Genomic DNA, 24,938 nt, shown 5'->3' with positions numbered 1-24,938 from the left:
GTGGCTGATATACAATCACGCGTCGACAAATTGCATCAACTATTAAATCGCTATAGTTATGAGTATTATGTTCAAGATAATCCATCAGTGCCAGATAGTGAATATGATAAGTTGTTGCATGAGTTAATAGACATTGAAGCGACTCACCCAGAATATCGAACAGCTGACTCTCCAACAGTAAGAGTCGGTGGTTCTGCTCAATCAACTTTCGAAAAGGTAAGACATAACACCCCGATGCTCAGCTTAGGCAACGCATTTAATGAAGAAGACTTAAGAAAGTTTGATCAACGTATACGCGAACGTATAGGTGACGTAGAATACATGTGTGAATTGAAAATAGACGGCTTAGCAGTATCTTTGAAATATGAAAATGGCCGGTTTGTACAAGGGTTAACACGTGGAGATGGTACTACAGGTGAGGATATTACGGAAAACTTAAAAACGATTCATGCTATTCCTTTGAAAATAAAAGAAGCTAGAACATTTGAAGTTCGTGGAGAAGCGTATATGCCTAGACAATCATTTTTTAATTTAAATGAAGCGAAAGCAAAAAATGAGGAACAAGCATTTGCGAATCCGCGAAATGCTGCAGCAGGTTCACTTAGACAATTAGATTCAAAGCTTGCAGCCAAACGTAAACTAAGTGTTTTTCTATATAGCGTCAATGACTTCTCTCAATTTAATGCGAATACGCAAAGTGAAGCATTAGACGAATTAGACCAGTTAGGCTTTAAAACAAACCAAGAACGTCAGCGTGTACAAACAATTGATGATGTGATTGCATACATTGAACACTGGACTGAAAAAAGAGAAGCATTACCATATGATATTGATGGTATTGTAATTAAAGTGAATATGGTAGAGCACCAAGAGGAACTTGGTTTCACTCAAAAATCACCACGTTGGGCGATTGCATATAAATTCCCAGCAGAAGAAGTAATTACAGATTTAGTAGATATTGAATTAAGTATAGGTAGAACAGGCGTGGTCACGCCTACAGCAATTCTTGAACCAGTTAAAGTTGCTGGAACTACCGTTTCTCGCGCTTCTTTACATAACGAAGATTTGATTCATGAAAAAGATATTAGAATTGGCGACAGTGTAGTAATTAAAAAAGCAGGGGATATTATACCTGAAGTCATTAAAAGTGTATTAGATAGACGTCCGGATGATGCGGAAGTTTATCACATGCCAACTCATTGCCCAAGCTGTGAACATGAATTAGTACGAATAGAAGGCGAAGTAGCTTTACGCTGTATCAACCCTAAATGTCAGGCTCAACTTGTGGAAGGCATGATTCATTTTGTTTCTCGACAAGCAATGAATATCGACGGATTAGGTACAAAAATCATTCAACAACTTTATGATAATGAAAAGATAAAAGACGTGGCAGATATTTTTTACTTAACAAAAGAAGATTTGTTACCGCTTGACCGCATGGGAGAGAAAAAAGTAGACAACTTAATCAATGCCATTGAAGTTTCTAAAAACAATTCTTTAGAACAGTTGTTATTCGGTTTAGGTATCAGACATCTTGGCGTAAAAGCAAGCCAAGTCATAGCTGAAAAATATGGCACGATGGATAAATTATTCGAAGTAACAGAAGAGGACTTTGTTGGTATACATGACATTGGGCACAAATTAGCTCAATCTGTAGTCACGTATTTAGAAAATGAAGATATTCGTGCACTTATTAATAAATTAAAAGAAAAAAATGTTAATATGACATATAAAGGCATAAAGACAAGTGATTTAGAAGGTCACCCAGACTTTAAAGCTAAGACAATTGTTCTCACTGGTAAGTTATATCAAATGACTAGAAACGAAGCTTCAAAATGGCTAGAACTTCAAGGTGCAAAAGTTACGAGCAGTGTAACTAAAAGCACAGACTTAGTTATCGCTGGCGAGGATGCAGGCTCCAAATTAACAAAAGCTGAAAAATTTGGTACAGCAATATGGTCAGAAGAAGACTTTGTTCAGAAGCAAAATGAAATCGAGGGATAGAGGAGATAATGCATGAAACGAAAGGTTATACTATTCATCTCAGCAGTTTTTTTATTATCAGCATGTGGCAATGATGATGAGAAAAGCAAAGAACAATCTAATGAAAATGAACAACAGCAGCAAGATTCTGGTTCTGTAAAAGATATTGCAACGGATAAAAATGTATCGGGTGATAATTACAGAACAATATTACCATTTAAAGAAAGTAAAGCACGCGGTGTATTACAAGAAAATATGGCGAATAGCTATAATGGTGAAGATTTTGAAAGTGGTCTTCTGGATTTAAGTAAAGAAGTATTTCCAACTGAAGATTATTTGTATCAAGATGGCCAATATCTAGATAAAGACACGATAAATGCATATTTAGGTCCTAAATATACTAAAGCTGAAATCGATGATATGGATGAAGATGAACGTAAAGAGAAAAAAGCAAATGAGAATTTAGGATTAAACCCGTCTCATAATGGTGAAACAGATCCTGAGAAAATTGCAAAAGATTCACCAGCATATCTTTCTAACATTTTAGAACAAGATTTTTATAATAGTGGAGATACAAAAGGTAAAAAAATTAAAGGTATGACAATCGGTTTAGCGATGAACAGTACATATTATTACCAAAAAGAAAAAGATGGGGAAACCTATAGTAAGAAGTTGGATGACAAAGAAATTAAAAAGCAAAGTAAGAAAATGTCTGAAGAAATACTTACTAGATTACGCGAAAATAAAGAACTGAAAGATATTCCAATTCATTTTGCTGTTTATAAACAGTCTGGAGAAAACTCAATTATACCGGGTGAGTTTATCACTGGTACAACAGTTGAAGGTGATAAAACACGTATTAATGAATGGAAAGACATTCAACAAGAAACTGCTTTATTACCATCTGGAGAAGCTGCGGATTTAGATGAAAATTTAAATTCTGATTTCAAACAATTTAATGATGATCTCCAAACGTATTTTAATAATTTCACTCAAGCAGTAGGTACAGTTAAATTCGATAATAAAGAAGCTAAACAATTATCTGTAGATGTACCAATTGATTATTATGGTAAAGCTGAAACCATAGGTATTACGCAATATGTCACTGAACAAGCAAGGAAATATTTCGATGATATAGATGAGTATGAAATTCATATTAAAGATGGTAATAATCCTAAAGCACTGATTAGTAAAACTAAAGAAGATAAAGAACCACAAGTCCATATTTATAAAAACAACAACTAATTTTTAGCCAACCTTGTGAGGGCGGGACTACGAAATCAAATTTAAAATTTTGATTTCTGTCCTGCTCTTTTTATTTTAAAGCTTTCCGATTTTGAAAGTGCATGCTTGTCTGGGGTATGGCTCGAGCCTGTAGTCTCTCGCTCACACTATTCCCCTAGACGACAGCCCTTTATAAAATCGGTTTATTACATAAATTTATACAAAAAATATTTTAGTATAGTGAAATTACATTGACATATCTTTAAAACGAGATAGCTTACGTTTTAAAATTATAATCTGACTCAATAGATACTATCATTGGAACTGAGATACTAATCACTAACAATGAAGTTTTATATTTTGATTTCTGTCCCGCTCTTTTTATGAAATATGAATGGTTATACAAGAGGATTCATAATAGCGTAAAGATAAATATTAAGTGAGTTTATGACTTTACTCAATAGCCACTAATCGTTAAACGCTTACAATCATTATGGAACGCACTCTATATTTATGGCGATAATGGAATTATTATACATATAAAAGCGATAAATACTTACCATCATCTTGAAAACCCTACGATAAATGGGTTGTGAAAGCATATAATTTTTGAAAAAGTATAAAAATAAATCACTATAATTTACTGTTATTATCGAAAAGCTTAGATTTTTAGGCGGAATTTTGGTACAATTTTGTAATGAATGAGTAAAAAGGAGGCTTTTATTTAATGGCTAAAGTTACACGTGAAGAAGTAGAGCATATAGCAAATTTAGCTAGACTTGAAATTACTGAAGATGCAACTGCAGAAATGCAAGAAACATTAGAAAGTATTTTAAACTTTGCTAACCATATAGATACAGCAGATACAAGTGAAGTAGAACCAACATATCACGTATTAGATTTACAAAATGTATTACGTGAAGACAAAGCAGACGAGGGTATTCCTCAAGAGCTTGCATTAAAAAATGCTAAAGAGACGGAAGATGGACAATTTAAAGTCCCATCTATCATGAATGAGGAGGACGCTTAAGATGACCATCCGTTATGAATCTGTGGAAAATCTGATTAACTTAATAAAAAACAAAGAAATTAAGCCTTCACAAATTGTGAATGATATTTATGATGCAATCGAAGAAACTGATCCAACAATCAAATCATTTCTTGCATTAGATAAAGAAAATGCAGTTAAACAAGCGCAAGAACTGGATGAATTACAAGCTAAAGACCAAATGGAAGGTAAACTTTTTGGTATTCCTATGGGGATTAAAGACAACATTATTACAGAAGGTGTTGAAACAACTTGCGCAAGTAAAATGTTAGAAGGGTTTGTGCCTATTTATGAATCAACAGTCATGAATAAATTACGAAGTGAACAAGCAGTACTTATCGGTAAACTAAACTTAGATGAATTCGCTATGGGTGGTTCAACTGAAACTTCGTACTTTAAAAAGACTGTAAACCCATTTGATCACTCTGCAGTACCTGGAGGATCATCAGGTGGTTCAGCAGCAGCTGTAGCAGCAGGATTAGTTCCTTTCAGCTTAGGTACTGATACTGGCGGGTCAATCCGTCAACCAGCAGCTTACTGTGGCATCGTAGGGATGAAACCTACATATGGTCGCGTATCACGTTTTGGATTAGTTGCATTTGCATCATCATTAGACCAAATTGGTCCACTTACACGTAATGTTAAAGATAATGCATTAGTACTAGAGACAATTACTGGATTGGATGAAAATGACTCTACAAGTGCACCAGTTGAAGATTCAGATTTCACTACTGATATCGGCAAAGATATCCAAGGTCTTAAAGTTGCATTACCAAAAGAATATCTTGGCGAAGGTGTATCAGAAGACGTTAAATCATCAGTTAAACAAGCTGTTGAAACGTTAAAAGAATTAGGTGCAATAGTTGAAGAAGTATCATTACCAAATACTAAATATGGTATTCCTTCTTATTACGTTATTGCTTCATCAGAAGCTTCATCAAACTTATCCCGTTTTGATGGTATTAGATATGGTTACCATTCACCTGAAGCGAACTCATTAGAAGAATTATACAAAATGTCTAGAAGTGAAGGTTTTGGTGACGAAGTTAAACGTCGTATCTTCCTAGGTACTTTTGCATTGAGTTCTGGTTATTATGATGCATTTTATAAAAAATCACAAAAAGTAAGAACATTGATTAAAAATGATTTTGACCGCATATTTGAAAACTATGATGTTGTTGTCGGACCTACGACACCAACACCAGCGTTTAACATAGGTGAAGAAATTGATGATCCGCTTACAATGTATGCGAATGATTTATTAACAACACCAGTAAATTTAGCTGGATTACCAGGTATTTCTGTTCCTTGTGGTAAATCAAACGGACGTCCAATTGGTTTACAATTTATTGGAAAACCATTTGATGAGAAGACGTTATATCGTGTCGCTTACCAATATGAAACAAAATTCAATTTTCATAATGAATACGAAAAATTATAAGGAGTGGAAATCATGCATTTTGAAACAGTTATTGGACTAGAAGTCCATGTTGAGTTAAAAACAGAATCTAAAATGTTTTCTGCATCACCAGCACATTTTGGAGCAAAACCTAACTCAAATACAAGCGTAATTGACCTTGCATATCCTGGTGTGTTACCAGTTGTAAATAGACGCGCTGTTGATTGGGCAATGAGAGCTTCAATGGCAATCAATATGGATATTGCAACAGAATCTAAATTTGACCGTAAAAACTATTTCTATCCAGATAATCCAAAAGCATATCAAATTTCACAATTTGATCAGCCTATCGGTGAAAATGGTTATATTGATATTGAAGTTGATGGTAAGACAAAACGCATCGGCATCACACGTCTTCACATGGAAGAAGATGCTGGTAAATCAACGCATAAAGATGGATACTCTTTAGTAGACTTAAACAGACAAGGTACACCATTGATTGAAATTGTTTCCGAACCAGACATTCGTTCACCAGAAGAAGCATATGCATACTTAGAAAAACTACGTTCTATTATTCAATATACTGGCGTTTCTGATTGTAAGATGGAGGAAGGCTCACTACGTTGTGATGCTAATATCTCATTACGTCCATATGGTCAAGAAGAGTTTGGTACGAAAGCTGAGTTGAAAAACTTAAATTCGTTTAGTTTTGTACGTAAAGGTCTTGAACACGAAGAAAAACGTCAAGAAGAAGAACTATTAAATGGTGGAGAAATCCTACAAGAAACACGTAGATATGATGAGTCAACTGGTAAAACAATTTTAATGCGTGTTAAAGAGGGCTCTGATGACTACCGTTACTTCCCAGAACCAGACATTGTACCATTATATGTCGATGAAGCTTGGAAAGAGCGTGTACGTCAAACAATCCCAGAATTACCAGATGAAAGAAAAGAAAAATATGTGAACAACTTCGGCTTACCTGCATATGATGCACATGTATTAACACTTACAAAAGAGATGTCTGATTTCTTTGAAAGTACCATTGCTGAAGGTGCAGATGCTAAATTAACATCTAACTGGTTAATGGGCGGCGTGAATGAGTATCTTAATAAAAACCAAATCGATTTATTAGATACGAAATTAACTCCTGAAAACTTAGCTGGAATGATTAAGTTAATTGAAGATGGTACGATGAGCAGTAAAATCGCTAAAAAAGTATTCCCAGAACTTGCTGAAAATGGTGGGGATGCCAAACAAATTATGGAAGATAAAGGCCTAGTTCAAATTTCTGACGAAGCTACGCTTTTAAAATTTGTAAATGAAGCGTTAGATAATAATGCGCAATCAGTTGAAGATTACAAAAATGGTAAAGGTAAAGCAATGGGCTTCTTAGTTGGTCAAATTATGAAAGCTTCAAAAGGCCAAGCCAATCCTCAATTAGTAAATCAATTGTTAAAACAAGAATTAGATAAAAGATAATTAAAAATGCGTTGGATTTTAACGAAATGTGATGACTAGAGAACACATTACAAACATAGATATAGCAGAACCTGTAGAATATTTTTACCTACAGGTTCTTTTGCTATTTATACGATATTATATATATTCTGTAAAATTTGGCCTAAATGCTTTTATCATTTATCTAAATCATATAATATAGACATTGAGTATAAGAAGTCGAGGGATAAAATATGAGAAAACGAGCTAGAATCATTTATAATCCAACATCTGGAAAAGAATTGTTTAAACGTACCTTACCAGATGTTTTAATTAAATTAGAAAAAGCAGGGTTTGAAACAAGTGCATATGCAACTGAAAAAGTTGGAGATGCAACTTCTGAAGCAGAACGCAGTTTAGAACAAAACTATGATGTATTAATTGCTGCCGGTGGTGACGGCACGCTTAATGAAGTTATAAATGGTATTGCAGAGCAGCCAAACAGACCTAATATAGGTATTATACCTATGGGTACCGTAAATGATTTTGGACGCGCACTACATTTACCAAGTGACATAATGAGTGCAATTGAAGTGATTATAGAAGGCCATACAACACGTGTTGATATTGGAAAGATGAATAGTCGTTATTTCATAAATTTAGCTGCTGGTGGTCAACTCACACAGGTTTCTTATGAGACGCCAAGTAAATTGAAATCTATCGTTGGACCGTTTGCCTATTATATAAAAGGTTTTGAAATGTTACCACAAATGAAAGCTGTCGATATTCGTGTAGAATATGACAACGAAGTTTTTCAAGGTGAAGCACTGTTGTTCTTGTTAGGTTTAACGAATTCTATGGCTGGCTTTGAAAAATTAGTGCCAGATGCCAAATTAGATGACGGCTATTTTACATTGATAATCGTTGAAAAAGCAAATCTTGCTGAATTGGGACATATAATGACACTAGCTTCCAGAGGAGAACATACAAAGCATCCTAAGATACATTATAAGAAAGCCAAATCCATTAGCGTATCATCATTTGTAGATATGCAGTTAAATGTAGATGGTGAATATGGTGGTAAATTACCAGGTAATTTCTTGAATTTAAAACAACATATCGAAGTATTTACGCCAAGTGATATTAATAATGATGATATAGTAGAACAATAAAAGTAGGCTTCATATAATATTACAAATTTAATTTGAATATCTTAAGTATTTTAAGTTAAAATGAATAGTCAAAAAAATAAAAAATACAGAATAAACTGAGAGGTTAGGTAAAGACATCAAATATCCTAACCTCTTTTAGTATGGGGTGAAGTCATGGATGCAATTCAAAAAAATGAAATCATAGAGGGTAAAGTTATAGATTTAACACATGAAGGACATGGTGTCGTTAAATTAGATCGCTATCCTATATTTGTACCAAATGCATTGATTAATGAAACAATAGAATTCAAAGTGATTAAAGTTAAGAAAAATTTTGCAATAGGTAAGCTTCTCGAGATTAAAAAAGAGAGTGAAGAACGCGTAGAACCACCCTGCATTTATTACCATAAATGTGGTGGCTGTCAGCTACAACATATGACTTACCAAGCACAATTGAATATGAAAAAAGAGCAAGTTGTCAATTTGTTTCACCGTAAAGCAGATTTTAAGGACACAATTATCCACGATACTATTGGTATGGATAATCCTTGGTTTTATCGTAATAAATCTCAAGTACCAGTTGGAAAGAACAGTGAAAGTAAAGTGATTACAGGTTTCTATCGTCAAAGAAGTCATGACATTATAGATATGGATGAATGTTTAATACAAGACAATATGCATCAAGATGTGCTGAATCAACTCAAATTATGGTTCAATGAATTAAATATCAGTATATATAATGAACGTAAAAAACAAGGTCTTATGCGACATGTCGTAATTAGAACTGGCCACCATTCTAGAGAACTAATGGTTGTATTTGTTACAAATGGGAAGAAATTCAAACAAAGTGATGTGCTTACAGAAAAATTAGTAGCAGCTTTTCCAGAAATTGCGAGTGTAAAACATAACGTGAATGATACACATTCGAATGTTATTATGGGTGAAAAGTCGTATACATTATATGGTAAAGATGAAATTCAAGACACACTTTCAGATGTAACATTTAAAATCAGTGATCAATCTTTTTATCAAATTAATTCTATCCAAACTGAAAAATTATATCAACGTGCAATTGAATATGCAGAACTTAAAGGTGAAGAAACAATATTAGATACTTATTGTGGTATAGGCACGATTGGATTATATATGGCACCTAAAGCAAAACACGTTTATGGCGTTGAGATTGTCCCAGAAGCGATTGCAGACGCAAAGCAAAATGCGACTTTAAACCAGTTCGAAAATACTACTTTTGTCTGTGGTAAAGCTGAAGAGGTTATTCTAAAATGGAAAGTACAAGGTATTAAACCAGATGTAGTAATGGTTGATCCACCTCGAAAGGGCTGTGACGAAACTTTCTTGGAAACACTTTTAGAATTAAACCCAAGAAAGATTGTCTATATTTCTTGCAATCCATCAACACAACAACGTGATGCGCAACAATTAGCACAACAATATAAATTAACACAAATTACACCAGTAGATATGTTTCCACACACAACACATGTTGAAACAGTTGCACAGTTTGAAAGACGCTAAATTATAACATTTTATATTTAGATGACTTAACGTTAACATAGGAGATGTGTGAATTTAATTAATAAGTTGTTTACTAATTATTGCAAAATATTGCAAAACAAGTAAGTTTGTTAAAATTTAATTACAAGCAACTAACTTACTTGAAAAGCCCATCGTTAGTGGTTACAATCGTTGTATAGTCTAGGAGAAAACGAGGACGATGACACGGAGGGTTGACACATGTTCAAGATTGATTTATTTTCTAGCAAGAAAATGTTAGAAGGGTTTATACTTTTTCAATTTACAATAGTGATGATTAGTATATTATTGTCTTATAAATTTGCTTATTTATTTACACACATTATCGAACAAAATATTATATTAAACTTAGTATACGGTATATTAGGGTTTGCAGTTGTTTATTTCTTACACGAATTTATTCATAATATAACGTTCCGCTTGTTGTCAAAAGGCAACAAACCTACTTTCCGCATCCGCCAAGGTTTAATTACTACACATATGCCAAACGTATATTTTAAAAAATGGCAATACATTACTATCATGTTAGCTCCCTTAGTCGTTATTACAACAGTGTTGATTATATTATTCTCATTTTTTGCATATTCATCTATGATATTTATAGCGAGTCTTCATATTGGATACTGTGTAATGGATATGTATTTCTTAACAGGCGCGCTTAATAATAAAGTACAATATATAGAAGATACAGAAGAAGGTATCATATTTTACTCAGAAAATCCTGTGCCACAAATACAAGCTCAGACTGAAGTGAAATAAATATAAGTGAAAATTAAAATGTATTTATAAATTTAAACTGAGTTAGTTGTTTACTTACAGAGTGATGTTGATTATTGAGTTCAGCAGCCGTTTGTTCTGATAAGAGATAACTGACTCTTTTTCGTGTTATATGAGCAAATTTCAAGAAAATACATATTTTAAAAGGTAAGATAAAATTAATATTATTTATTGTAATTAGGCGATGAAGGAGGTGAGTGCATTGTCAGAAAGACGTATTATCCATATTGATATGGACTATTTTTTTGCGCAAGTAGAAATGAGAGATAATCCAAAGTTAAAAGGAAAGCCTGTGATCGTAGGTGGGAAAGCAAGCGGTAGGGGCGTAGTATCAACAGCCTCATACGAAGCTAGAAAATATGGTGTACACTCTGCAATGCCCACCGCACAAGCACATAAGTTATGTCCTAATGGTTTTTATGTTACCCCAAGATTCGAAGCGTATAAAACAGCTTCAGAAAAAATTATGAAGATATTTAAAAGTTATACTGATGTTGTAGAACCTTTGTCATTAGACGAAGCATACTTAGACATTACACATCTAGTTAGACATGATTTACCCGCATCAAGTATTGCTCAATATATACGTAAAGATATTTTTGAAGCTACACAACTCACATCTTCTGCTGGTGTGTCTTATAATAAATTTTTAGCTAAATTGGCAAGTGGCATGAACAAGCCCAATGGGTTAACAGTAATTGATTATCGTAATGTACATGAGATATTAATGGGATTAGATATAGGTGATTTTCCTGGTGTTGGTAAAGCCTCTAAAGAGAAAATGCACGATAACGCAATATACAATGGTAAAGACTTATATGAACAAAGTGAGAGAGAGTTAATAAGACTCTTTGGTAAAAGAGGGCATGGATTGTATAACAAAGCGAGAGGAATAGATTATAATCCCGTTAAATCAACAAGAATACGAAAGTCGGTTGGTACAGAGCGTACTTTTGCAACGGATATGAATGATGATGATCAAATATTACAAAAAGTATGGGAACTGAGTCATAAAACAGCTGAACGTTTAGCTAAATTACAAAAATCAGGTAAGACAGTAACAGTTAAAATAAAGACTTACAAATTTGAATCATTATCAAAACAGCGGAGCTTAAGAGACCCTGTCAGAGATGAAAATGATATTTATAATATAGCTTATACTTTATATACAGAATTAAAAGATCCAGATATACCAATTAGACTAGTAGGTGTAACGGTAGGGAATTTAGAAAAAGCGTCTTACGAAAATATGACAATCTATGATTATATTTAAAAAGTTAGTTCAAATTTGAAGCTAACATCATTAATCTTTATCTTTTAAATCTTTGCCATAAATATTAAGCATACTATTTAAATTATCATAGTGTTTTAATAGGCGAAATGTAATCATTGCACAAGCTTTCGCATCATTTAGTGCATCATGGTGACCGTGAAAATCTAAATTGTAATATTGCATCATATAATTCAAGCCATATCGGTGATTATTTATCGTTCTTCTAGATAGTTGTAATGAACAGAAGTATTTCATATTTGGCGTATCAGTACCTATAGCTTTAATACTTTCATGTAGGACACTCATATCAAAAGCTGCATTATGTGCAACAACTGGTAAGTCGTCAATGAATTGCATCATAAAAGGGTATACCTTTTTAAATGTGGGAGCATCATAGACTTCATTTGGTTGTATACCATGTACAGCGATGTTTTGTTGTGAAAAGTAATCGTTTGGGTTAACTAATGTGTAAAATGATTCAGTGATTTGGTGATTAACAACTTTAACCATACCAACTGAGCAGATGCTTGTACGTTTACCATTAGCAGTTTCAAAATCAAGGGCAATAAATGCATCAGAATTCATTAAGCAAGATTCCTTTCTCATGTGTGAATATGATATGACTTTATATAAATATGTTCTTAGAGTCAAGTTAATAAGACTTTAACAAGTCTAATAACAACTCCATAATAAACAAAAAAACTCATCCCAAATTTAAATTGGGATGAGTTTTTATTGAGACAATAAACTTAAGTTTTAAGGTAAAACTTACTCTTCGTCAAATGAACGTGCAGCTAATTCTTTCTCGTATAGATAAAGTGTATTACTGTCATCACCGATACGTTTTAAGTAATCAAGGTGCGTTTCGAACATTGCTTCTTCTTCTACTTGTTCATCTAAGAACCAATTTAAGAATGAAATCGTGGCATAATCTTTCGCTTGATTAGCTAAATCTGATAAATTATAAAATCTACGCGTAACATCTTGTTCTTGTGCTAAGCCATCTTGAAACGTTTCTAAGATACTTGAGAAATCTGATTTCGGTGCAGGAATCGTTGCAAATAAAGCATGTTCTCCACGATCGTTGATATAATCATATATTTTTTTGCCATGGAACCTTTCTTCTTTCGCTTGTTGTACATAGAAATTCGCAAAACCTTCATATGATTCTTTGTCACAAAAAGCGGCCATTGCCATATACGCATGTGCTGCAAAATATTCATGGTTCATTTGTTCATTTAATGCATTTAACAATTCTTTGTTTAACATAAGTAATAGCCTCCATGTATGTTTTTTTTCAGTATAGCAAATCTATTCTCATTAGTAAATAATAATAATTATAATCTAGAAAAAAGCCATGATTATTTCAATTGAGAATTGTTTGGAATACAACTTAATCATGTTATAATATTTGAGTGAAGAGTGAAGGAGGAAGTACATGAGACATTGGACTGCAACCCACTTAGCAAAATTGGCTAAACAAGCAAGTAAAGCTGCTGGGAAAAAGGGCACAGACTTGCCAGGTCAAGTTGCAAGAAAAGTGGATAAAAATATTTTAAGAAAATTAGCATCACAAGTTGATGAAATTGTCTTTATAAGTGGCACGAATGGGAAAACGACCACTTCAAATTTAATTGGCCATACATTAAACGTAAATGATGTTGACATCATACATAATAATGAAGGCGCAAATATGGCTGCGGGCATTACTTCAGCATTTATTTTGCAAATTAAACAAAGTACAAAAATTGCAGTCATTGAAATTGATGAAGGCTCGATTCCAAGAGTACTCAATGAAGTAACACCAACAATGATGGTTGTTACTAATTTCTTCCGTGATCAAATGGACCGTTTTGGGGAAATAGATATTATGGTAAATAATATTGCTGATGCGATTAATAATAAAGGGATTAAATTATTGTTAAATGCAGATGATCCATTTGTCAGTAGATTGAAGATAGCTAGCGATACAGTTGTATATTATGGGATGAAAGCACATGCACATGAATTTGAACAAAGCACAATGAACGAGAGTCGCTATTGTCCAAATTGTGGTCGTTTATTACATTATGATTATATTCAATATAATCAAATTGGCCATTATCATTGTGAATGTGGATTTAAACGTGAGGATACTAAATACGAAGTGTCTGAATTTAATTTAAATCCATTTATTAATTTAGATGTAGGAACTGCTACATTCAATATGAAAATCGCGGGAGATTTCAATGCTTATAATGCGATAGCAGCTTATACAGTACTAAAAGAATTAGGACTCAACGATGAAGGCATAAAACGTGGGTTTGAAACATATACGTCGAATAATGGGCGTATGCAGTACTTTGAAAAAGATAGTAAAGAAGCAATGATTAACCTTGCCAAAAATCCTGCTGGGATGAATGCTAGCCTTTCTATAGGAGAACAATTAGACGGTAGTAAAGTCTATGTTTTAGGATTGAATGATAATGCAGCAGATGGTAGAGATACTTCGTGGATTTATGATGCTGATTTTGAAAAATTAGCTAAACAACAAATCGAAGCAATTATTGTTACTGGGTTACGTGCAGAAGAATTACAGTTAAGATTAAAATTAGCCGGTGTAGAAGCACCAATCATTTTAGAAAGAGACATATATAAAGCGACAGCGAAAACGATGGACTATAAGGAAAGCTTTACAGTAGCTATTCCTAACTATACTTCTCTAGCACCTATGTTAGAACAATTAAATCACTCTTTTGAGGAGGACAAAGCTAGATGAATGAATTGACTGTTTATCATTTTATGCCTGATAAATTAAATTTATACAGTGATATTGGGAATATTATTGCGCTTAAACAACGAGCAAAATTGCGTGATATTAAATTGAATATTGTAGATATAAATGAAACAGAGGGCGTTACCTTTGATCAATGTGATATTTTCTTTATCGGTGGCGGTAGTGATAGGGAACAAGCACTAGCTACTAAAGAATTAAGCAAAATCAAAACGACATTAAAAGAAGTTATTGAAGACGGTATGCCTGGTTTAACAATTTGTGGCGGTTATCAATTTTTAGGAAGTAAATATATTATGCCTGATGGTACTGAACTTGAAGGTCTTAATATTTTAGATTTTTATACTGAGTCACAGAAAGACCGTTTAACTGGGGATATTGTAATCGAGAGTGAAACGTTTGGTACAATCGTCGGTTTTGAAAATCATGGTGGTCGTACGTATCATCCATATGGCACATTAGGTAATGTAACACATGGTTATGGTAATAATGATGAAGATGCTAAAGAAGGCATACATTATAAAAATCTGTTGGGAACTTATTTACATGGACCTATTTTACCTAAGAATCATGAAGTGACCGATTACTTATTGGAGAAAGCATGTGAACGTAAAGGTATACCTTTTACGCCTAAGAAGGTAAATAATACTGAAGAAGAAGCTGCCAAACAAGTAATTGTTAATCGTGTAACACAAAAATAGAAATAAGCTTAATTAAAAAAGTGGCTGTTAGAAATCCTATTGGAAATCTGACAGCCACTTCTGTTATTTTTGAACCCCTTTTTAATTGCAAGGCGTAAAATTGACATACACAAAGTGTTAAGCAAAACGATGATCTAAGATACGATAAATTAATAGAATTTCATAAATAAGGTGACTTTTTAATTGGTTGTCATCAAATTCGTCTAATCCTTTAACAGATGTTTTTAATAATGAAGCAGATTGTTGCTGTCGCTCAAAAGACCCAGCAGTATAAATGTCATTAATACTTTGAGCAATACTTAAGATAGCGATTTTTTCTTCGTTCGTAAATTGGATATGTGTGCCTTTAGGCAAATAGACTAAGTTTGATAAATGCGTAATGAATAATCTGTTTGTATGCGTACGTGTTGTTAATGCTTTTAAACGTATCCATTCTGAATCGTGATGCTTGTGATAGCTCAACTCATCCTTTTGGTAAGAAAGTAATGTCTCAACCTTTTGATTTAAATCTAACAAGACATTTAATTGTTGGTAAGGGGCGCCTTTAGTGAATTTGCCTAACAGTAATTGACGCATACGGTGATGAAAGAGGCCGTACATTTTAGACTCTACGTTATTAATTGAAGATTCAAGCTGGTCATAATATTTTGGTGGGAAGATAACAAAGTTGACTAAGCCAGCAGTGACCAGACCAATAATTGCAGTTAATAGCCTTGAGAAAAAGTTGAAGAAATAAGCATCATGTATACCAGGTATCATAGCCATAGCTGTTAATGTTGCAACTGTTGTTCCAACTTGAAGTTTTAACTTAGTACAAAATATTATTGTAAATGTAGCACTAAAAGCATATGCAAAAGCAGATTCATCGCCAAAAATAAATGTGAAAACAACTGCAAAGAGCGCGCCAATTACTGTAGCTGGAAGTCTACGATACCCTTTTTTTAATGATGCCTTTGCAGTGGGTTCAATTGTAACAATAGCAGTTAAAATAGCGAAAATAGGATTTAAATCTAATGCTAAACAAAAAAATGCAGTTAAAAATGTAGCTAACCCCGTTTTAATTGTTCGTGCACCTATAAGTCCTTTATACCAATTGTTGCTCATAAAAAAACTCCTAGTCATATTATGTATCAAAAGAGAATTAACACGAATTACAAAAGTAGCCATGTTATTCATATAATCAAAATGTTAAACTATACGTGTTCAAATATTCTAATTTATTATATCAAAAAAAGTCTGCTATAATAAGAAGGAATATAATTTACAAAAAGGAACGGGATAATATGATCGTAAAAACAGAAGAAGAATTAACAGCTTTAAAAGATATTGGTTATATTTGCGCATTAATTAGAGATACTATGCAAGCAGAAACTAAGCCGGGTATCACAACAAAAGAATTGGACGATATTGCAAAAGAGTTATTTGAAAAACATGGCGCACTTTCTGCTCCAATCCATGACGAAAAATTTCCTGGACAAACATGTATTAGTGTTAACGAAGAAGTAGCACATGGTATTCCAGGCAAACGTAAAATACGCGAAGGTGATTTAGTTAATATCGATGTTTCAGCATTGAAGAATGGTTATTACGCCGATACAGGCATTTCGTTTGTGGTTGGTGAAGCGGACAACCCATTGAAGCAAAAAGTCTGTGACGTTGCGTTAGAAGCATTTGATGCGGCTATGACAAGAGTTAAAGTAGGCGGAAAGTTAAGTCAAATTGGTAAAGCAGTCCATGCTACTGCTCGAAAAAATGATCTAACAGTTATTAAAAACTTAACTGGTCATGGGGTAGGACAATCACTCCATGAAGCACCAAGTCACGTGATGAACTATTACGACCCTAAAGATAAGACTTTACTTAAAGAGGGCACAGTGATTGCAGTTGAACCGTTTATTTCTTCAAAAGCAACATTTGTGACAGAAGGCAAAAATGAGTGGGCGTTTGAAACAAAAGATAAAAGTTTTGTTGCTCAAATTGAACATACTGTCATCGTTACAAAAGATGGACCAGTGTTAACTACTAAAATAGATTAGATAGTGTTTCGGTCTAAAGTCCTAATATAAGATGGTTCCGGAGCCTATACCAATGGTTCCGGATATTTTTTATAATAGAGTCTAATCGATCATGAGGTGATTCTATGAATTATATTACGTCTTATTTAGAAAAAATAACAAAACACACATTTCACACAAGCTTAGTGGAATACCAACGATTTCTTGATAAAAAATTGAGAAGTGTTGAAATGTATATTAAATACTTAATCGAAAGAAAAGGTAATGTTGGCAGTTTAATTGATAGACTGACCTTATCATTAGAAAATAAATATATTGATATGTTGGATAAAGAGTACATTGATTGTGCTGAAGAGATAGAACATAAAGATATTGAGCAAATAAAATGTGAATTAAACGAAATGGAAGCAGACTACGCTCGTATTGAAACCGATTTATCACAACAAGCAACAGAGAGAGCTAATATTGAAACTGAGTGTGATCTAATCGAACGCATTAGTTTAGTCGCTTGAAGAAAGGTGGCGAAACATGACTCATAAATATATATCGACCGAGATGTTAATTGTTTTTACAACATTATTGATTATTGCCAATTTTTATTATATATTCTTTGAAAAAATTGGTTTCTTACTCGTGTTATTACTTGGCTGTATCCTAGCCTATGTAGGTTATTTGTATTTCCATAAAATACGAGGACTCTTATCATTTTGGATCGGTGCTTTGTTAATTGCATTCACTTTACTATCTAATAAATATACAATCCTCATTTTATTTATCTTTTTAATAATGTTAATTATAAGATATATTATTTATAGATTTAAACCATTAAAAGTAGTCGCTACTGATGAAGAAGTAGAGTCACCAAACTTCATTAAACAAAAATGGTTTGGTGAGCAACGCACACCAGTATATGTATACAAATGGGAAGACTTACAAGTGCAACATGGCATCGGTGATATCCATATCGATATGTCTAAAGCTGCGAATATTAAAGAAAATAATACTGTAGTGATACGACATATTTTAGGTAAAGTTCAAATTATCGTACCTTTGAATTATAATATTATCTTAAACTTTACTGCTTTATATGGGAATGCTTATGTCAATGAAACCTCCTATAAAGTTGAAAACAATAATATTAAAATCGTGGAAGAAACTAAAGAAGAAAACTATGCTGTAAACATTTATGTTTCGACATTAATTGGCGATGTTGAGGTGATTTATAAATGAATCACTACATAAGAGCAATAGGGTCCATGTTGATATTAGTTTATAGTACATTTTTTGCTCTATTTTTTATTGATAAAGTATTTGTAAATATAGTATATTTTCAAGGTATGTTTTATACACAAGTTTTTGGAATACCAGTTTTATTATTTATAAACTTATTAGTTATTTTTCTCTGTATTATTGTAGGTTCAGTATTAGCATATAAAATAAATCAGCAAAACCACTGGTTACAAGACCAAATAGAACGTTCTATTGAAGGTCAGACAGTAGGTATCAATGACCAAAATATTGAATTGTACAATGAAACGATTGAATTATATCAAACATTAGTTCCATTAAATCAAGAAGTACACAAATTACGTATGAAGACGCAAAATCTAACAAATGAATCATATAACTTAAATGATGTGAAAGTTAAAAAGATTATAGAAGATGAACGACAAAGGCTTGCACGTGAGTTACACGACTCAGTAAGTCAGCAATTATTTGCAGCGAGCATGATGCTTTCGGCTATTAAAGAAACACAATTGGAAGCACCTCTAGATCAACAAATTCCGTTATTAGAAAAAATGGTGCAAGATTCTCAATTAGAAATGAGAGCCTTACTATTACATTTAAGACCTATTGGGTTAAAAGACAAATCACTAGGTGAAGGAATTAAGGATTTAGTCGTTGATTTAAAGAAAAAAGTACCTATGAAAGTTGTACATGATATTGAAGAATTTGAAGTGCCTAAAGGTATTGAAGACCATTTGTTCAGAATTACACAAGAAGCCTTATCTAATACTTTGAGACATTCAAAAGGTTCTAAAGTTACAGTAGAATTGTTTAATATGTCCGATTACTTATTATTGCGTATTCAAGATAATGGTAAAGGGTTCAATGTTGATGATAAGGTAAAACAAAGCTATGGTTTAAAAAATATGCGTGAACGCGCACTTGAAATTGGTGCTACGTTTCATATTGTTTCTTTACCCGATTCAGGTACAAGAATTGAAGTAAAGGCACCATTAAATAAGGAGGATTCACATGACGATTAAAGTTTTATTTGTTGATGATCATGAAATGGTTCGAATTGGAATTTCTAGTTACTTATCTACACAACCAGATATTGAGATTGTAGGGGAAGGTCAGTCAGGAAAAGATGCAATTGAAAAGGCCCATCAACTAAATCCAGATTTAATCTTAATGGACTTACTTATGGACGATATGGATGGTGTCGAAGCTACTGAGCAAATAAAAAAAGACTTACCTCATATTAAAGTTGTAATGTTAACAAGTTACATTGAAGATAATGAAGTATATCGCGCTTTAGATTCTGGCGTAGATAGCTATATTTTAAAAACGACTAGTGCTAGCGATATAGCCGAGGCTGTTCGTAAAACACATAATAATGAGTCTGTGTTTGAAGCTGAAGTGCTTGTGAAGATGAGAAATAGAATGAAACAACGTGCCGAATTATATGAAATGTTAACGGAACGAGAAATGGAAATTCTATTACTTATCGCAAAAGGCTACTCAAACCAAGAAATTGCGAGTGCGTCACACATAACGATTAAAACAGTAAAAACACATGTAAGTAATATATTAAGTAAATTAGAAGTGCAAGATAGAACCCAAGCAGTTATTTATGCTTTCCAGCATAATTTGATACAATAATAAATTATATTTAAATTATTTCCAAAAAGGTTAAAACCGAAACGTAGATCAAAGTCATTTACGTTTCGGTTTTAACCTTTTTACGTGTTATAGAGTCAGTCAATTGTATAGGTTGAATTTAGTAATTAAAAAATAGCTTATAGGCATCATGAATTAGACACCTATAAGCTATTGATTTTAAAATAGTCATTACATCTATTTAGTTGAGGTTATATTAAATTAAACTTTATTACTGTCTGAGTCTGAAGTATTCTGGTTGGAATCAGAGTCAGTAGCATGCGCTGATTCATTGTCAGCATTGATATCTGCTTCGTTTTTACCTTTAGTTGTTTCGTTTTCTTCAATCTCAGTCATTGTATGTTCCTCTGGTGTTTTACCAACGACTACTTTGCGTTGATGGATAATCGCATTGATTTCGGCACCGATAATAATGATAAAGCCTGTAATGTATAGCCATAACATTAAAATAATGATACCAGCAATACTACCGTATGTTTTAGAATAGTTAGCAAAGTTTGAAATGTATATACCAAATAAGAATGAGCCACCTAAAAATACAATCGTAGCGAATATTGCTCCTGGTATTACTGATTTCATTTTAATCTTAACATTCGGCGCTAATGTGTATAAAACCATAAATGCTATGAAAATGATGATTAATGGTAATACAACACGTACTAAGTTAAAAATCCATTTGATCTGATCACCTAAACCAAGTGGGCCAAATAGGAGTGAACCGATTTGTTCTCCAAAGGTTGGTAATACGAGTGCAATAGGTAAGACAATAATCATAGCAAGTGTAAATAGCACACTTAATAGTTTAGAAACAACAAAGTTTCTACTATCTTCTACGTCATATGCGACGTTGAATGAGTTCATAATTGCAGTCATACCATTTGAAGCAGACCAAAGTGCTAAAATCAAACCTACAGATAATATACTACCACTGGCATTACCCATAATATCACCAATAATTGAAGATACTTGGCCAGCATAATCTGGCGGGACGTTCTCTTTAATCATATCTCTTATCGTTGATTGTTTAACACCTACTACAGGTACTATAGATAATAAGAATAGGAGCATAGGAAATAGTGACAACATGAAATAATAAGATAATTGTGCAGATAAACCAGATGCATCATCTTTACCTATTCTATAAATGAGGTAAGAGAAGAAATTAGGGTTTTTCGTATATTTTGCTGGCTTATTAATACGTGATACAAAGAATTCTTGATTGTCTTTCTTAGGTGATTTTGATTTGAATTCGTTAGGCATAATATATGTACGATCAGGCCCGATTTGTTCATCTTTTGTTTTTTTAGGCTTCTTCTCTTCATTCTTTTTAGCTGAGTTTAGAAACTTTGAAGTTGTTTTCTCTTTTTTAGACATATCAAATCTCCTTATGTATTGATGTTTTCAGTATATTGTTTAATATACTTTAAAAGTTAAAGAAGGTAAATAAGTATTGATATTCTTTTTATAAAGTTAATTTTTAGTTTTTAAAATATCACACATTACAAGTTATATACAAAAGACAATACCTAAACATGTAATATTAGGTATTGCCTTAATTTAATTATTTAAACATGCGGATTCAAAAATACAATGCTAAAATCAAATTAATTATTTAAGCGATTGTTTTTACGTTCAACGAATGTATTTTTCGCATCTTTTAAAGAACGTTCTAATTCTGGATTATTACGGCGAATTTCTTCTACCACGTCTTTCCAATATAATACTTCGTCTTTTACGTTGTTGATAGCTGAAGGTTTTTGAGAACGATTACCTTCTTTTCTATCTTTAATGGATTGTTTTAATGATTGGCGTGTTGATTTGTCTACCAATGTTACTGCGCCTCCAATTACGGCACCTAATAGAATCCCTGGAATTAATTTATTTTGCATGATGTTTTACCCCTCTCTTAGATTTGCATCTTTAACTATAAAATCAACTAAGTTATCACAAGATGATTGTACCATTTTATAAACACCTTCGAAATTATTTGTATAATAAGGATCAGGTACGTCAGTCTCATCCATATCACTAAAGTCTAACAGCTTATATAATTGTCCTTTAATGTTTGAATTGATCTGTTTAATATTCTCTACATTACTTTGATCCATTGCAATGATATAATCAAAGTCATCATCAGCTTTAAATAGTTCGCTGATCATGTTATCAAACTGTATATCGTTTTTAGTGAGTATATCTTGCGTACCCTCATGAGGTGGCTGGCCTAAGTTCCATTCTCCTGTACCCCTAGAGGTTACGTTTAAACCTGTTATCTTTCTATCTAGTAATCTTTGTCGCATAATAGCTTCTGCCATTGGCGAGCGACAAATATTGCCTAAACAAACGAATGCTACTGAAATCATGTGACTACCTCCAAATTATATAATGCTAATTCCCATTTTAAAGCTTTTTTAATCATTTCTAAAGCATTATTATTATAAAAGTTTTACAAGAAACGTAAATTTGATAAAATAAATTGATAAAAGGGGTGAACGAAGTGACAAATACTAATGAGCAAATGATATTAGAAATAAGAGAACGTTTAAATCTTGTGAATCAAAGCTTAATTGATCCAGATAAATATGAAGCAGCAGATAAGCAAGAAATTAGTGAAATTCACGAATATGTAACATCAAAAGCGTCATTTACACCAAGTGAAGCAGCTGCAATTGCAGACGCGCTTGGACAAATACGTAAATAAAAGGAGTGTATAAATATGACTCAATTACAAGAAAAATTAAAACAATACGCCGAACTTTTAGTTGGTGTAGGAATGAATGTACAAAAAGGTCAACCAGTATTTATTCGCTCAAGTGTTGATGCTATTGAATTAACACATTACATAGTAGAAGCTGCATATAAACGAGGCGCTTCTGACGTTAAAGTTGACTACAGTGACGATCGACTTTCACGCTTGAAATTCGAATATGAAACTGTAGAACATTTCGAAAGTAATGAAGTGAAAGATTATGAAGTTGCTAAGCGCATGGATTACGTAGATAGAGGTGCTGCAAATTTAGCACTTATAACTCAAGATCCTGATTTATTAAATGGCATTGACCGTGATAAACTAGCAACATTTCAAAGACAGTATGCTACTGCGTATAAAGGATATATGGAAGCAAGTCAGAAAAACCAATTTCCATGGTGTGTGGCAGCCTATCCATCAAAAGCTTGGGCAAGTCGTGTCTATCCAGAACTATCTGAGGAAGCTGCCTACAACACATTCATTGATGAAGTATTAGATATCGTGCGTGTAGATGGTAATGATCCTGTAGCTAATTGGAAAGCCCATGTTGCTAATCTAAGTAAACATGCGGATAAATTACAAAGCAAAAATTATAAAGCACTTCGCTATATTTCTGAAGGTACAGATTTAGAAATTGGTTTACCTGAAGGTCATATATGGGAAGATGCAACAAGTTATACGAGTGAAGGTCAAGGCTTTGTAGCTAATATTCCTACTGAAGAAGTGTTCACCGCACCTCATAGGTTAAAAGTTAATGGCTATGTAACGAATAAATTACCATTAAGTCATAACGGTAATATTATAGATGGTTTTACATTAACTTTTAAAGATGGGGAAGTAATTGATTTTAAAGCCGAGAAGGGTGAAGAGGTCTTACGTGATTTATTAAATACAGACGAAGGTGCTAAGCGACTAGGTGAAGTAGCACTAGTGCCTGATGATTCACCAATTTCTAACCGCAATACTATTTTTTATAATACGTTGTTCGATGAAAACGCATCTTGTCACATTGCATTAGGATCAGCTTACGGTTTTAATGTAGAGGGTGGTACAGAAATGACTACAGAAGAAAAGATAGCTCAAGGATTAAATGATTCACTTATTCATGTTGATTTTATGATTGGTAGTAAAGATTTAACAATTTATGGCGTTACACAAGAAGATGAAAAAGAACTCGTCTTCGAAAATGGTAACTGGTCAAAATAGGGAGATTAAGGATAAGTCTGTGAAAGTGTTCTGAAGTAGTTTACTATATTCAGAGCACTCACTTTTTGTCTGATAAAAGAAAAGGAATTGATTAAATTATGGAAAGACCAAAACGTAAATCGATGTCTGAAGCACGAAGCATTAAAGAGAGACAAGTTTTCCCACAAGAAACGAATCATCTACAGACAATGTTTGGTGGTATGTTGATGGCGAACATTGATGAAATTTCAGCTATAACAGCAACGAAACATAGTAATGCACAGGTGGTAACAGCTTCAACTGATTCAGTAGATTTTTTAAAACCAATTAAAACAGGTGCTGTCGTTTCTTATGAAGCTATGGTCTCATACGCCGGAAAATCTTCAATGGAAGTCTGCGTTCAAATTATTATAGAAGATGTACTTAAAAATGAAAGGCATTTAGCAGCTTTAAGTTTTTTAACATTTGTAGCACTCGGTGAAGATGGTAAGCCAATAGAAGTACCTCAAGTTTATCCAGAATCACAGACAGAAAAGTGGTTCTATGATACGGCACCTGCTCGAGTCAAAAGAAGGAAAGAACGTAGAGAAGAAAGTAAAAGCACAATTGAGTTCTTATCAAGCGTACAACAATTAGGATGAAAATGACGAAAGGTACATATAGGATTAATAAAAGCCGATATGTACCTTTCGTCATTTTATATGCATTAATTTTTTAAAACAATGTGAAAGTGCATTAGTCCAGAGCGTAGACAAACCAATT

Annotated in this window: 25 protein-coding genes; 19 read left to right on the top strand and 6 right to left on the bottom strand. The window is 33.1% G+C overall.

Features of this window, described 5'->3' with window-relative positions:
* From ligA to dinB, 9 genes are all read left to right on the top strand, one after another.
* Entirely contained in the window at window positions 1-2,004 is a 2,004-nt protein-coding gene (ligA, locus tag M4L39_RS12830; protein WP_277582367.1) for an NAD-dependent DNA ligase LigA, read from the top strand.
* A 12-nt stretch (window positions 2,005-2,016) separates the two neighbouring features.
* Window positions 2,017-3,228: a CamS family sex pheromone protein gene (locus M4L39_RS12825; RefSeq protein ID WP_277582366.1), complete on the top strand. Its 1,212-nt coding sequence runs from the start codon at window positions 2,017-2,019 to the stop codon at window positions 3,226-3,228.
* Between the two features lie 706 nt (window positions 3,229-3,934).
* Entirely contained in the window at window positions 3,935-4,237 is a 303-nt protein-coding gene (gatC, locus tag M4L39_RS12820; protein WP_046466253.1) for an Asp-tRNA(Asn)/Glu-tRNA(Gln) amidotransferase subunit GatC, read from the top strand.
* A gap of 1 nt (window position 4,238) precedes the next feature.
* The gene (gatA, locus tag M4L39_RS12815) at window positions 4,239-5,696 is read left to right on the top strand and encodes an Asp-tRNA(Asn)/Glu-tRNA(Gln) amidotransferase subunit GatA (protein WP_277582365.1); all 1,458 of its coding nucleotides are present in this window, start codon (window positions 4,239-4,241) and stop codon (window positions 5,694-5,696) included.
* A 12-nt stretch (window positions 5,697-5,708) separates the two neighbouring features.
* Window positions 5,709-7,136 carry an Asp-tRNA(Asn)/Glu-tRNA(Gln) amidotransferase subunit GatB gene (gene gatB / locus M4L39_RS12810; protein ID WP_277582364.1) on the top strand — a complete coding sequence of 476 codons (1,428 nt, stop codon included), beginning with the start codon at window positions 5,709-5,711 and terminating at the stop codon, window positions 7,134-7,136.
* A 212-nt stretch (window positions 7,137-7,348) separates the two neighbouring features.
* Window positions 7,349-8,266, top strand: coding sequence for a diacylglycerol kinase (locus tag M4L39_RS12805; RefSeq protein ID WP_277582363.1), 918 nt, complete (start codon window positions 7,349-7,351; stop codon window positions 8,264-8,266).
* A 153-nt stretch (window positions 8,267-8,419) separates the two neighbouring features.
* Window positions 8,420-9,781 (top strand): 23S rRNA (uracil(1939)-C(5))-methyltransferase RlmD, encoded by a 1,362-nt coding sequence (gene rlmD / locus M4L39_RS12800; protein WP_277582362.1) that lies wholly within the window; start codon window positions 8,420-8,422, stop codon window positions 9,779-9,781.
* A 219-nt stretch (window positions 9,782-10,000) separates the two neighbouring features.
* The gene (locus tag M4L39_RS12795) at window positions 10,001-10,558 is read left to right on the top strand and encodes a DUF3267 domain-containing protein (protein ID WP_277582361.1); all 558 of its coding nucleotides are present in this window, start codon (window positions 10,001-10,003) and stop codon (window positions 10,556-10,558) included.
* Window positions 10,559-10,778: 220 nt separating this feature from the next.
* Entirely contained in the window at window positions 10,779-11,849 is a 1,071-nt protein-coding gene (dinB, locus tag M4L39_RS12790) for a DNA polymerase IV (protein WP_277582360.1), read from the top strand.
* Between the two features lie 30 nt (window positions 11,850-11,879).
* Here the strand turns inward: dinB and M4L39_RS12785 are convergent, their stop codons facing one another.
* Both M4L39_RS12785 and ftnA read right to left on the bottom strand, forming a co-directional pair.
* A complete protein-coding gene (locus M4L39_RS12785) occupies window positions 11,880-12,434 on the bottom strand; it encodes a 3'-5' exonuclease (RefSeq protein WP_277582359.1) in 555 nt (184 codons plus the stop codon).
* A gap of 183 nt (window positions 12,435-12,617) precedes the next feature.
* On the bottom strand, window positions 12,618-13,118 hold the full coding sequence (ftnA, locus tag M4L39_RS12780; RefSeq protein ID WP_002507198.1) for an H-type ferritin FtnA: 501 nt from the start codon (window positions 13,116-13,118) through the stop codon (window positions 12,618-12,620).
* A gap of 169 nt (window positions 13,119-13,287) precedes the next feature.
* On the opposite strand from ftnA, the gene M4L39_RS12775 reads away from it, so the two are divergent.
* Both M4L39_RS12775 and M4L39_RS12770 read left to right on the top strand, forming a co-directional pair.
* Window positions 13,288-14,607: a Mur ligase family protein gene (locus tag M4L39_RS12775; RefSeq protein WP_277582358.1), complete on the top strand. Its 1,320-nt coding sequence runs from the start codon at window positions 13,288-13,290 to the stop codon at window positions 14,605-14,607.
* Complete coding sequence (locus M4L39_RS12770; RefSeq protein WP_277582357.1) at window positions 14,604-15,323, top strand: type 1 glutamine amidotransferase; 720 nt, start codon at window positions 14,604-14,606, stop codon at window positions 15,321-15,323. Before M4L39_RS12775 ends, M4L39_RS12770 begins: the two co-directional genes overlap by 4 nt.
* Before the next feature lie 117 nt (window positions 15,324-15,440).
* Here the strand turns inward: M4L39_RS12770 and M4L39_RS12765 are convergent, their stop codons facing one another.
* Entirely contained in the window at window positions 15,441-16,427 is a 987-nt protein-coding gene (locus tag M4L39_RS12765; RefSeq protein WP_277582356.1) for an FUSC family protein, read from the bottom strand.
* Window positions 16,428-16,606: 179 nt separating this feature from the next.
* Here M4L39_RS12765 and map point away from each other — a divergent pair, with 179 nt between their 5' ends.
* The 5 genes from map (at window position 16,607) to vraR (ending at window position 20,227) form a co-directional block, all read left to right on the top strand.
* Window positions 16,607-17,359, top strand: a complete 753-nt coding sequence (map, locus tag M4L39_RS12760; RefSeq protein WP_277582355.1) for a type I methionyl aminopeptidase — start codon at window positions 16,607-16,609, stop codon at window positions 17,357-17,359.
* 104 nt (window positions 17,360-17,463) lie between these two features.
* Window positions 17,464-17,850: a hypothetical protein gene (locus M4L39_RS12755; RefSeq protein WP_277582354.1), complete on the top strand. Its 387-nt coding sequence runs from the start codon at window positions 17,464-17,466 to the stop codon at window positions 17,848-17,850.
* Window positions 17,851-17,866: 16 nt separating this feature from the next.
* Window positions 17,867-18,568: a cell wall-active antibiotics response protein VraT gene (gene vraT, locus M4L39_RS12750; protein ID WP_277582353.1), complete on the top strand. Its 702-nt coding sequence runs from the start codon at window positions 17,867-17,869 to the stop codon at window positions 18,566-18,568.
* The gene (vraS, locus tag M4L39_RS12745) at window positions 18,565-19,608 is read left to right on the top strand and encodes a sensor histidine kinase VraS (protein ID WP_277582352.1); all 1,044 of its coding nucleotides are present in this window, start codon (window positions 18,565-18,567) and stop codon (window positions 19,606-19,608) included. Before vraT ends, vraS begins: the two co-directional genes overlap by 4 nt.
* On the top strand, window positions 19,598-20,227 hold the full coding sequence (gene vraR, locus M4L39_RS12740) for a response regulator transcription factor VraR (protein WP_277582351.1): 630 nt from the start codon (window positions 19,598-19,600) through the stop codon (window positions 20,225-20,227). Before vraS ends, vraR begins: the two co-directional genes overlap by 11 nt.
* Before the next feature lie 219 nt (window positions 20,228-20,446).
* Here vraR and M4L39_RS12735 read toward each other — a convergent pair whose 3' ends face one another.
* The 3 genes from M4L39_RS12735 to M4L39_RS12725 all read right to left on the bottom strand — a co-directional run bounded on the left by M4L39_RS12735 (window position 20,447) and on the right by M4L39_RS12725 (window position 22,605).
* Window positions 20,447-21,619, bottom strand: a complete 1,173-nt coding sequence (locus tag M4L39_RS12735; protein ID WP_277582350.1) for a YihY/virulence factor BrkB family protein — start codon at window positions 21,617-21,619, stop codon at window positions 20,447-20,449.
* Window positions 21,620-21,849: 230 nt separating this feature from the next.
* Window positions 21,850-22,134, bottom strand: coding sequence for a YtxH domain-containing protein (locus tag M4L39_RS12730; RefSeq protein WP_277582349.1), 285 nt, complete (start codon window positions 22,132-22,134; stop codon window positions 21,850-21,852).
* 6 nt (window positions 22,135-22,140) lie between these two features.
* Window positions 22,141-22,605, bottom strand: coding sequence for a low molecular weight protein-tyrosine-phosphatase (locus M4L39_RS12725; RefSeq protein ID WP_277582348.1), 465 nt, complete (start codon window positions 22,603-22,605; stop codon window positions 22,141-22,143).
* A gap of 155 nt (window positions 22,606-22,760) precedes the next feature.
* Here M4L39_RS12725 and M4L39_RS12720 point away from each other — a divergent pair, with 155 nt between their 5' ends.
* The 3 genes from M4L39_RS12720 to M4L39_RS12710 all read left to right on the top strand — a co-directional run bounded on the left by M4L39_RS12720 (window position 22,761) and on the right by M4L39_RS12710 (window position 24,817).
* Window positions 22,761-22,943 carry a DUF1128 family protein gene (locus tag M4L39_RS12720; RefSeq protein ID WP_431197640.1) on the top strand — a complete coding sequence of 61 codons (183 nt, stop codon included), beginning with the start codon at window positions 22,761-22,763 and terminating at the stop codon, window positions 22,941-22,943.
* Between the two features lie 15 nt (window positions 22,944-22,958).
* Window positions 22,959-24,197 (top strand): aminopeptidase, encoded by a 1,239-nt coding sequence (locus tag M4L39_RS12715; protein ID WP_277582346.1) that lies wholly within the window; start codon window positions 22,959-22,961, stop codon window positions 24,195-24,197.
* A gap of 98 nt (window positions 24,198-24,295) precedes the next feature.
* Complete coding sequence (locus tag M4L39_RS12710; RefSeq protein WP_277582345.1) at window positions 24,296-24,817, top strand: acyl-CoA thioesterase; 522 nt, start codon at window positions 24,296-24,298, stop codon at window positions 24,815-24,817.
* The last annotated feature ends 121 nt before the right edge of the window (window positions 24,818-24,938 follow it).

This window comes from Staphylococcus equorum (assembly GCF_029531845.1).
GTDB classification, from domain to species: Bacteria; Bacillota; Bacilli; order Staphylococcales; family Staphylococcaceae; genus Staphylococcus; species Staphylococcus equorum_C.
This window is presented reverse-complemented; position numbering and strand designations above follow the sequence as displayed.

Coding starts and splice junctions, on each gene's coding strand:
- M4L39_RS12825 (WP_277582366.1), top strand. CDS start 2,017: ATGAAACGAAAGGTTATACTATTCATCTCAGCAGTTTTTTTATTATCA.
- gatC (WP_046466253.1), top strand. CDS start 3,935: ATGGCTAAAGTTACACGTGAAGAAGTAGAGCATATAGCAAATTTAGCT.
- gatA (WP_277582365.1), top strand. CDS start 4,239: ATGACCATCCGTTATGAATCTGTGGAAAATCTGATTAACTTAATAAAA.
- gatB (WP_277582364.1), top strand. CDS start 5,709: ATGCATTTTGAAACAGTTATTGGACTAGAAGTCCATGTTGAGTTAAAA.
- M4L39_RS12805 (WP_277582363.1), top strand. CDS start 7,349: ATGAGAAAACGAGCTAGAATCATTTATAATCCAACATCTGGAAAAGAA.
- rlmD (WP_277582362.1), top strand. CDS start 8,420: ATGGATGCAATTCAAAAAAATGAAATCATAGAGGGTAAAGTTATAGAT.
- M4L39_RS12795 (WP_277582361.1), top strand. CDS start 10,001: ATGTTCAAGATTGATTTATTTTCTAGCAAGAAAATGTTAGAAGGGTTT.
- M4L39_RS12785 (WP_277582359.1), bottom strand. CDS start 12,434: ATGAATTCTGATGCATTTATTGCCCTTGATTTTGAAACTGCTAATGGT.
- ftnA (WP_002507198.1), bottom strand. CDS start 13,118: ATGTTAAACAAAGAATTGTTAAATGCATTAAATGAACAAATGAACCAT.
- M4L39_RS12775 (WP_277582358.1), top strand. CDS start 13,288: ATGAGACATTGGACTGCAACCCACTTAGCAAAATTGGCTAAACAAGCA.
- M4L39_RS12770 (WP_277582357.1), top strand. CDS start 14,604: ATGAATGAATTGACTGTTTATCATTTTATGCCTGATAAATTAAATTTA.
- M4L39_RS12765 (WP_277582356.1), bottom strand. CDS start 16,427: ATGAGCAACAATTGGTATAAAGGACTTATAGGTGCACGAACAATTAAA.
- map (WP_277582355.1), top strand. CDS start 16,607: ATGATCGTAAAAACAGAAGAAGAATTAACAGCTTTAAAAGATATTGGT.
- M4L39_RS12755 (WP_277582354.1), top strand. CDS start 17,464: ATGAATTATATTACGTCTTATTTAGAAAAAATAACAAAACACACATTT.
- vraT (WP_277582353.1), top strand. CDS start 17,867: ATGACTCATAAATATATATCGACCGAGATGTTAATTGTTTTTACAACA.
- vraS (WP_277582352.1), top strand. CDS start 18,565: ATGAATCACTACATAAGAGCAATAGGGTCCATGTTGATATTAGTTTAT.
- vraR (WP_277582351.1), top strand. CDS start 19,598: ATGACGATTAAAGTTTTATTTGTTGATGATCATGAAATGGTTCGAATT.
- M4L39_RS12735 (WP_277582350.1), bottom strand. CDS start 21,619: ATGTCTAAAAAAGAGAAAACAACTTCAAAGTTTCTAAACTCAGCTAAA.
- M4L39_RS12730 (WP_277582349.1), bottom strand. CDS start 22,134: ATGCAAAATAAATTAATTCCAGGGATTCTATTAGGTGCCGTAATTGGA.
- M4L39_RS12725 (WP_277582348.1), bottom strand. CDS start 22,605: ATGATTTCAGTAGCATTCGTTTGTTTAGGCAATATTTGTCGCTCGCCA.
- M4L39_RS12720 (WP_431197640.1), top strand. CDS start 22,761: ATGATATTAGAAATAAGAGAACGTTTAAATCTTGTGAATCAAAGCTTA.
- M4L39_RS12715 (WP_277582346.1), top strand. CDS start 22,959: ATGACTCAATTACAAGAAAAATTAAAACAATACGCCGAACTTTTAGTT.
- M4L39_RS12710 (WP_277582345.1), top strand. CDS start 24,296: ATGGAAAGACCAAAACGTAAATCGATGTCTGAAGCACGAAGCATTAAA.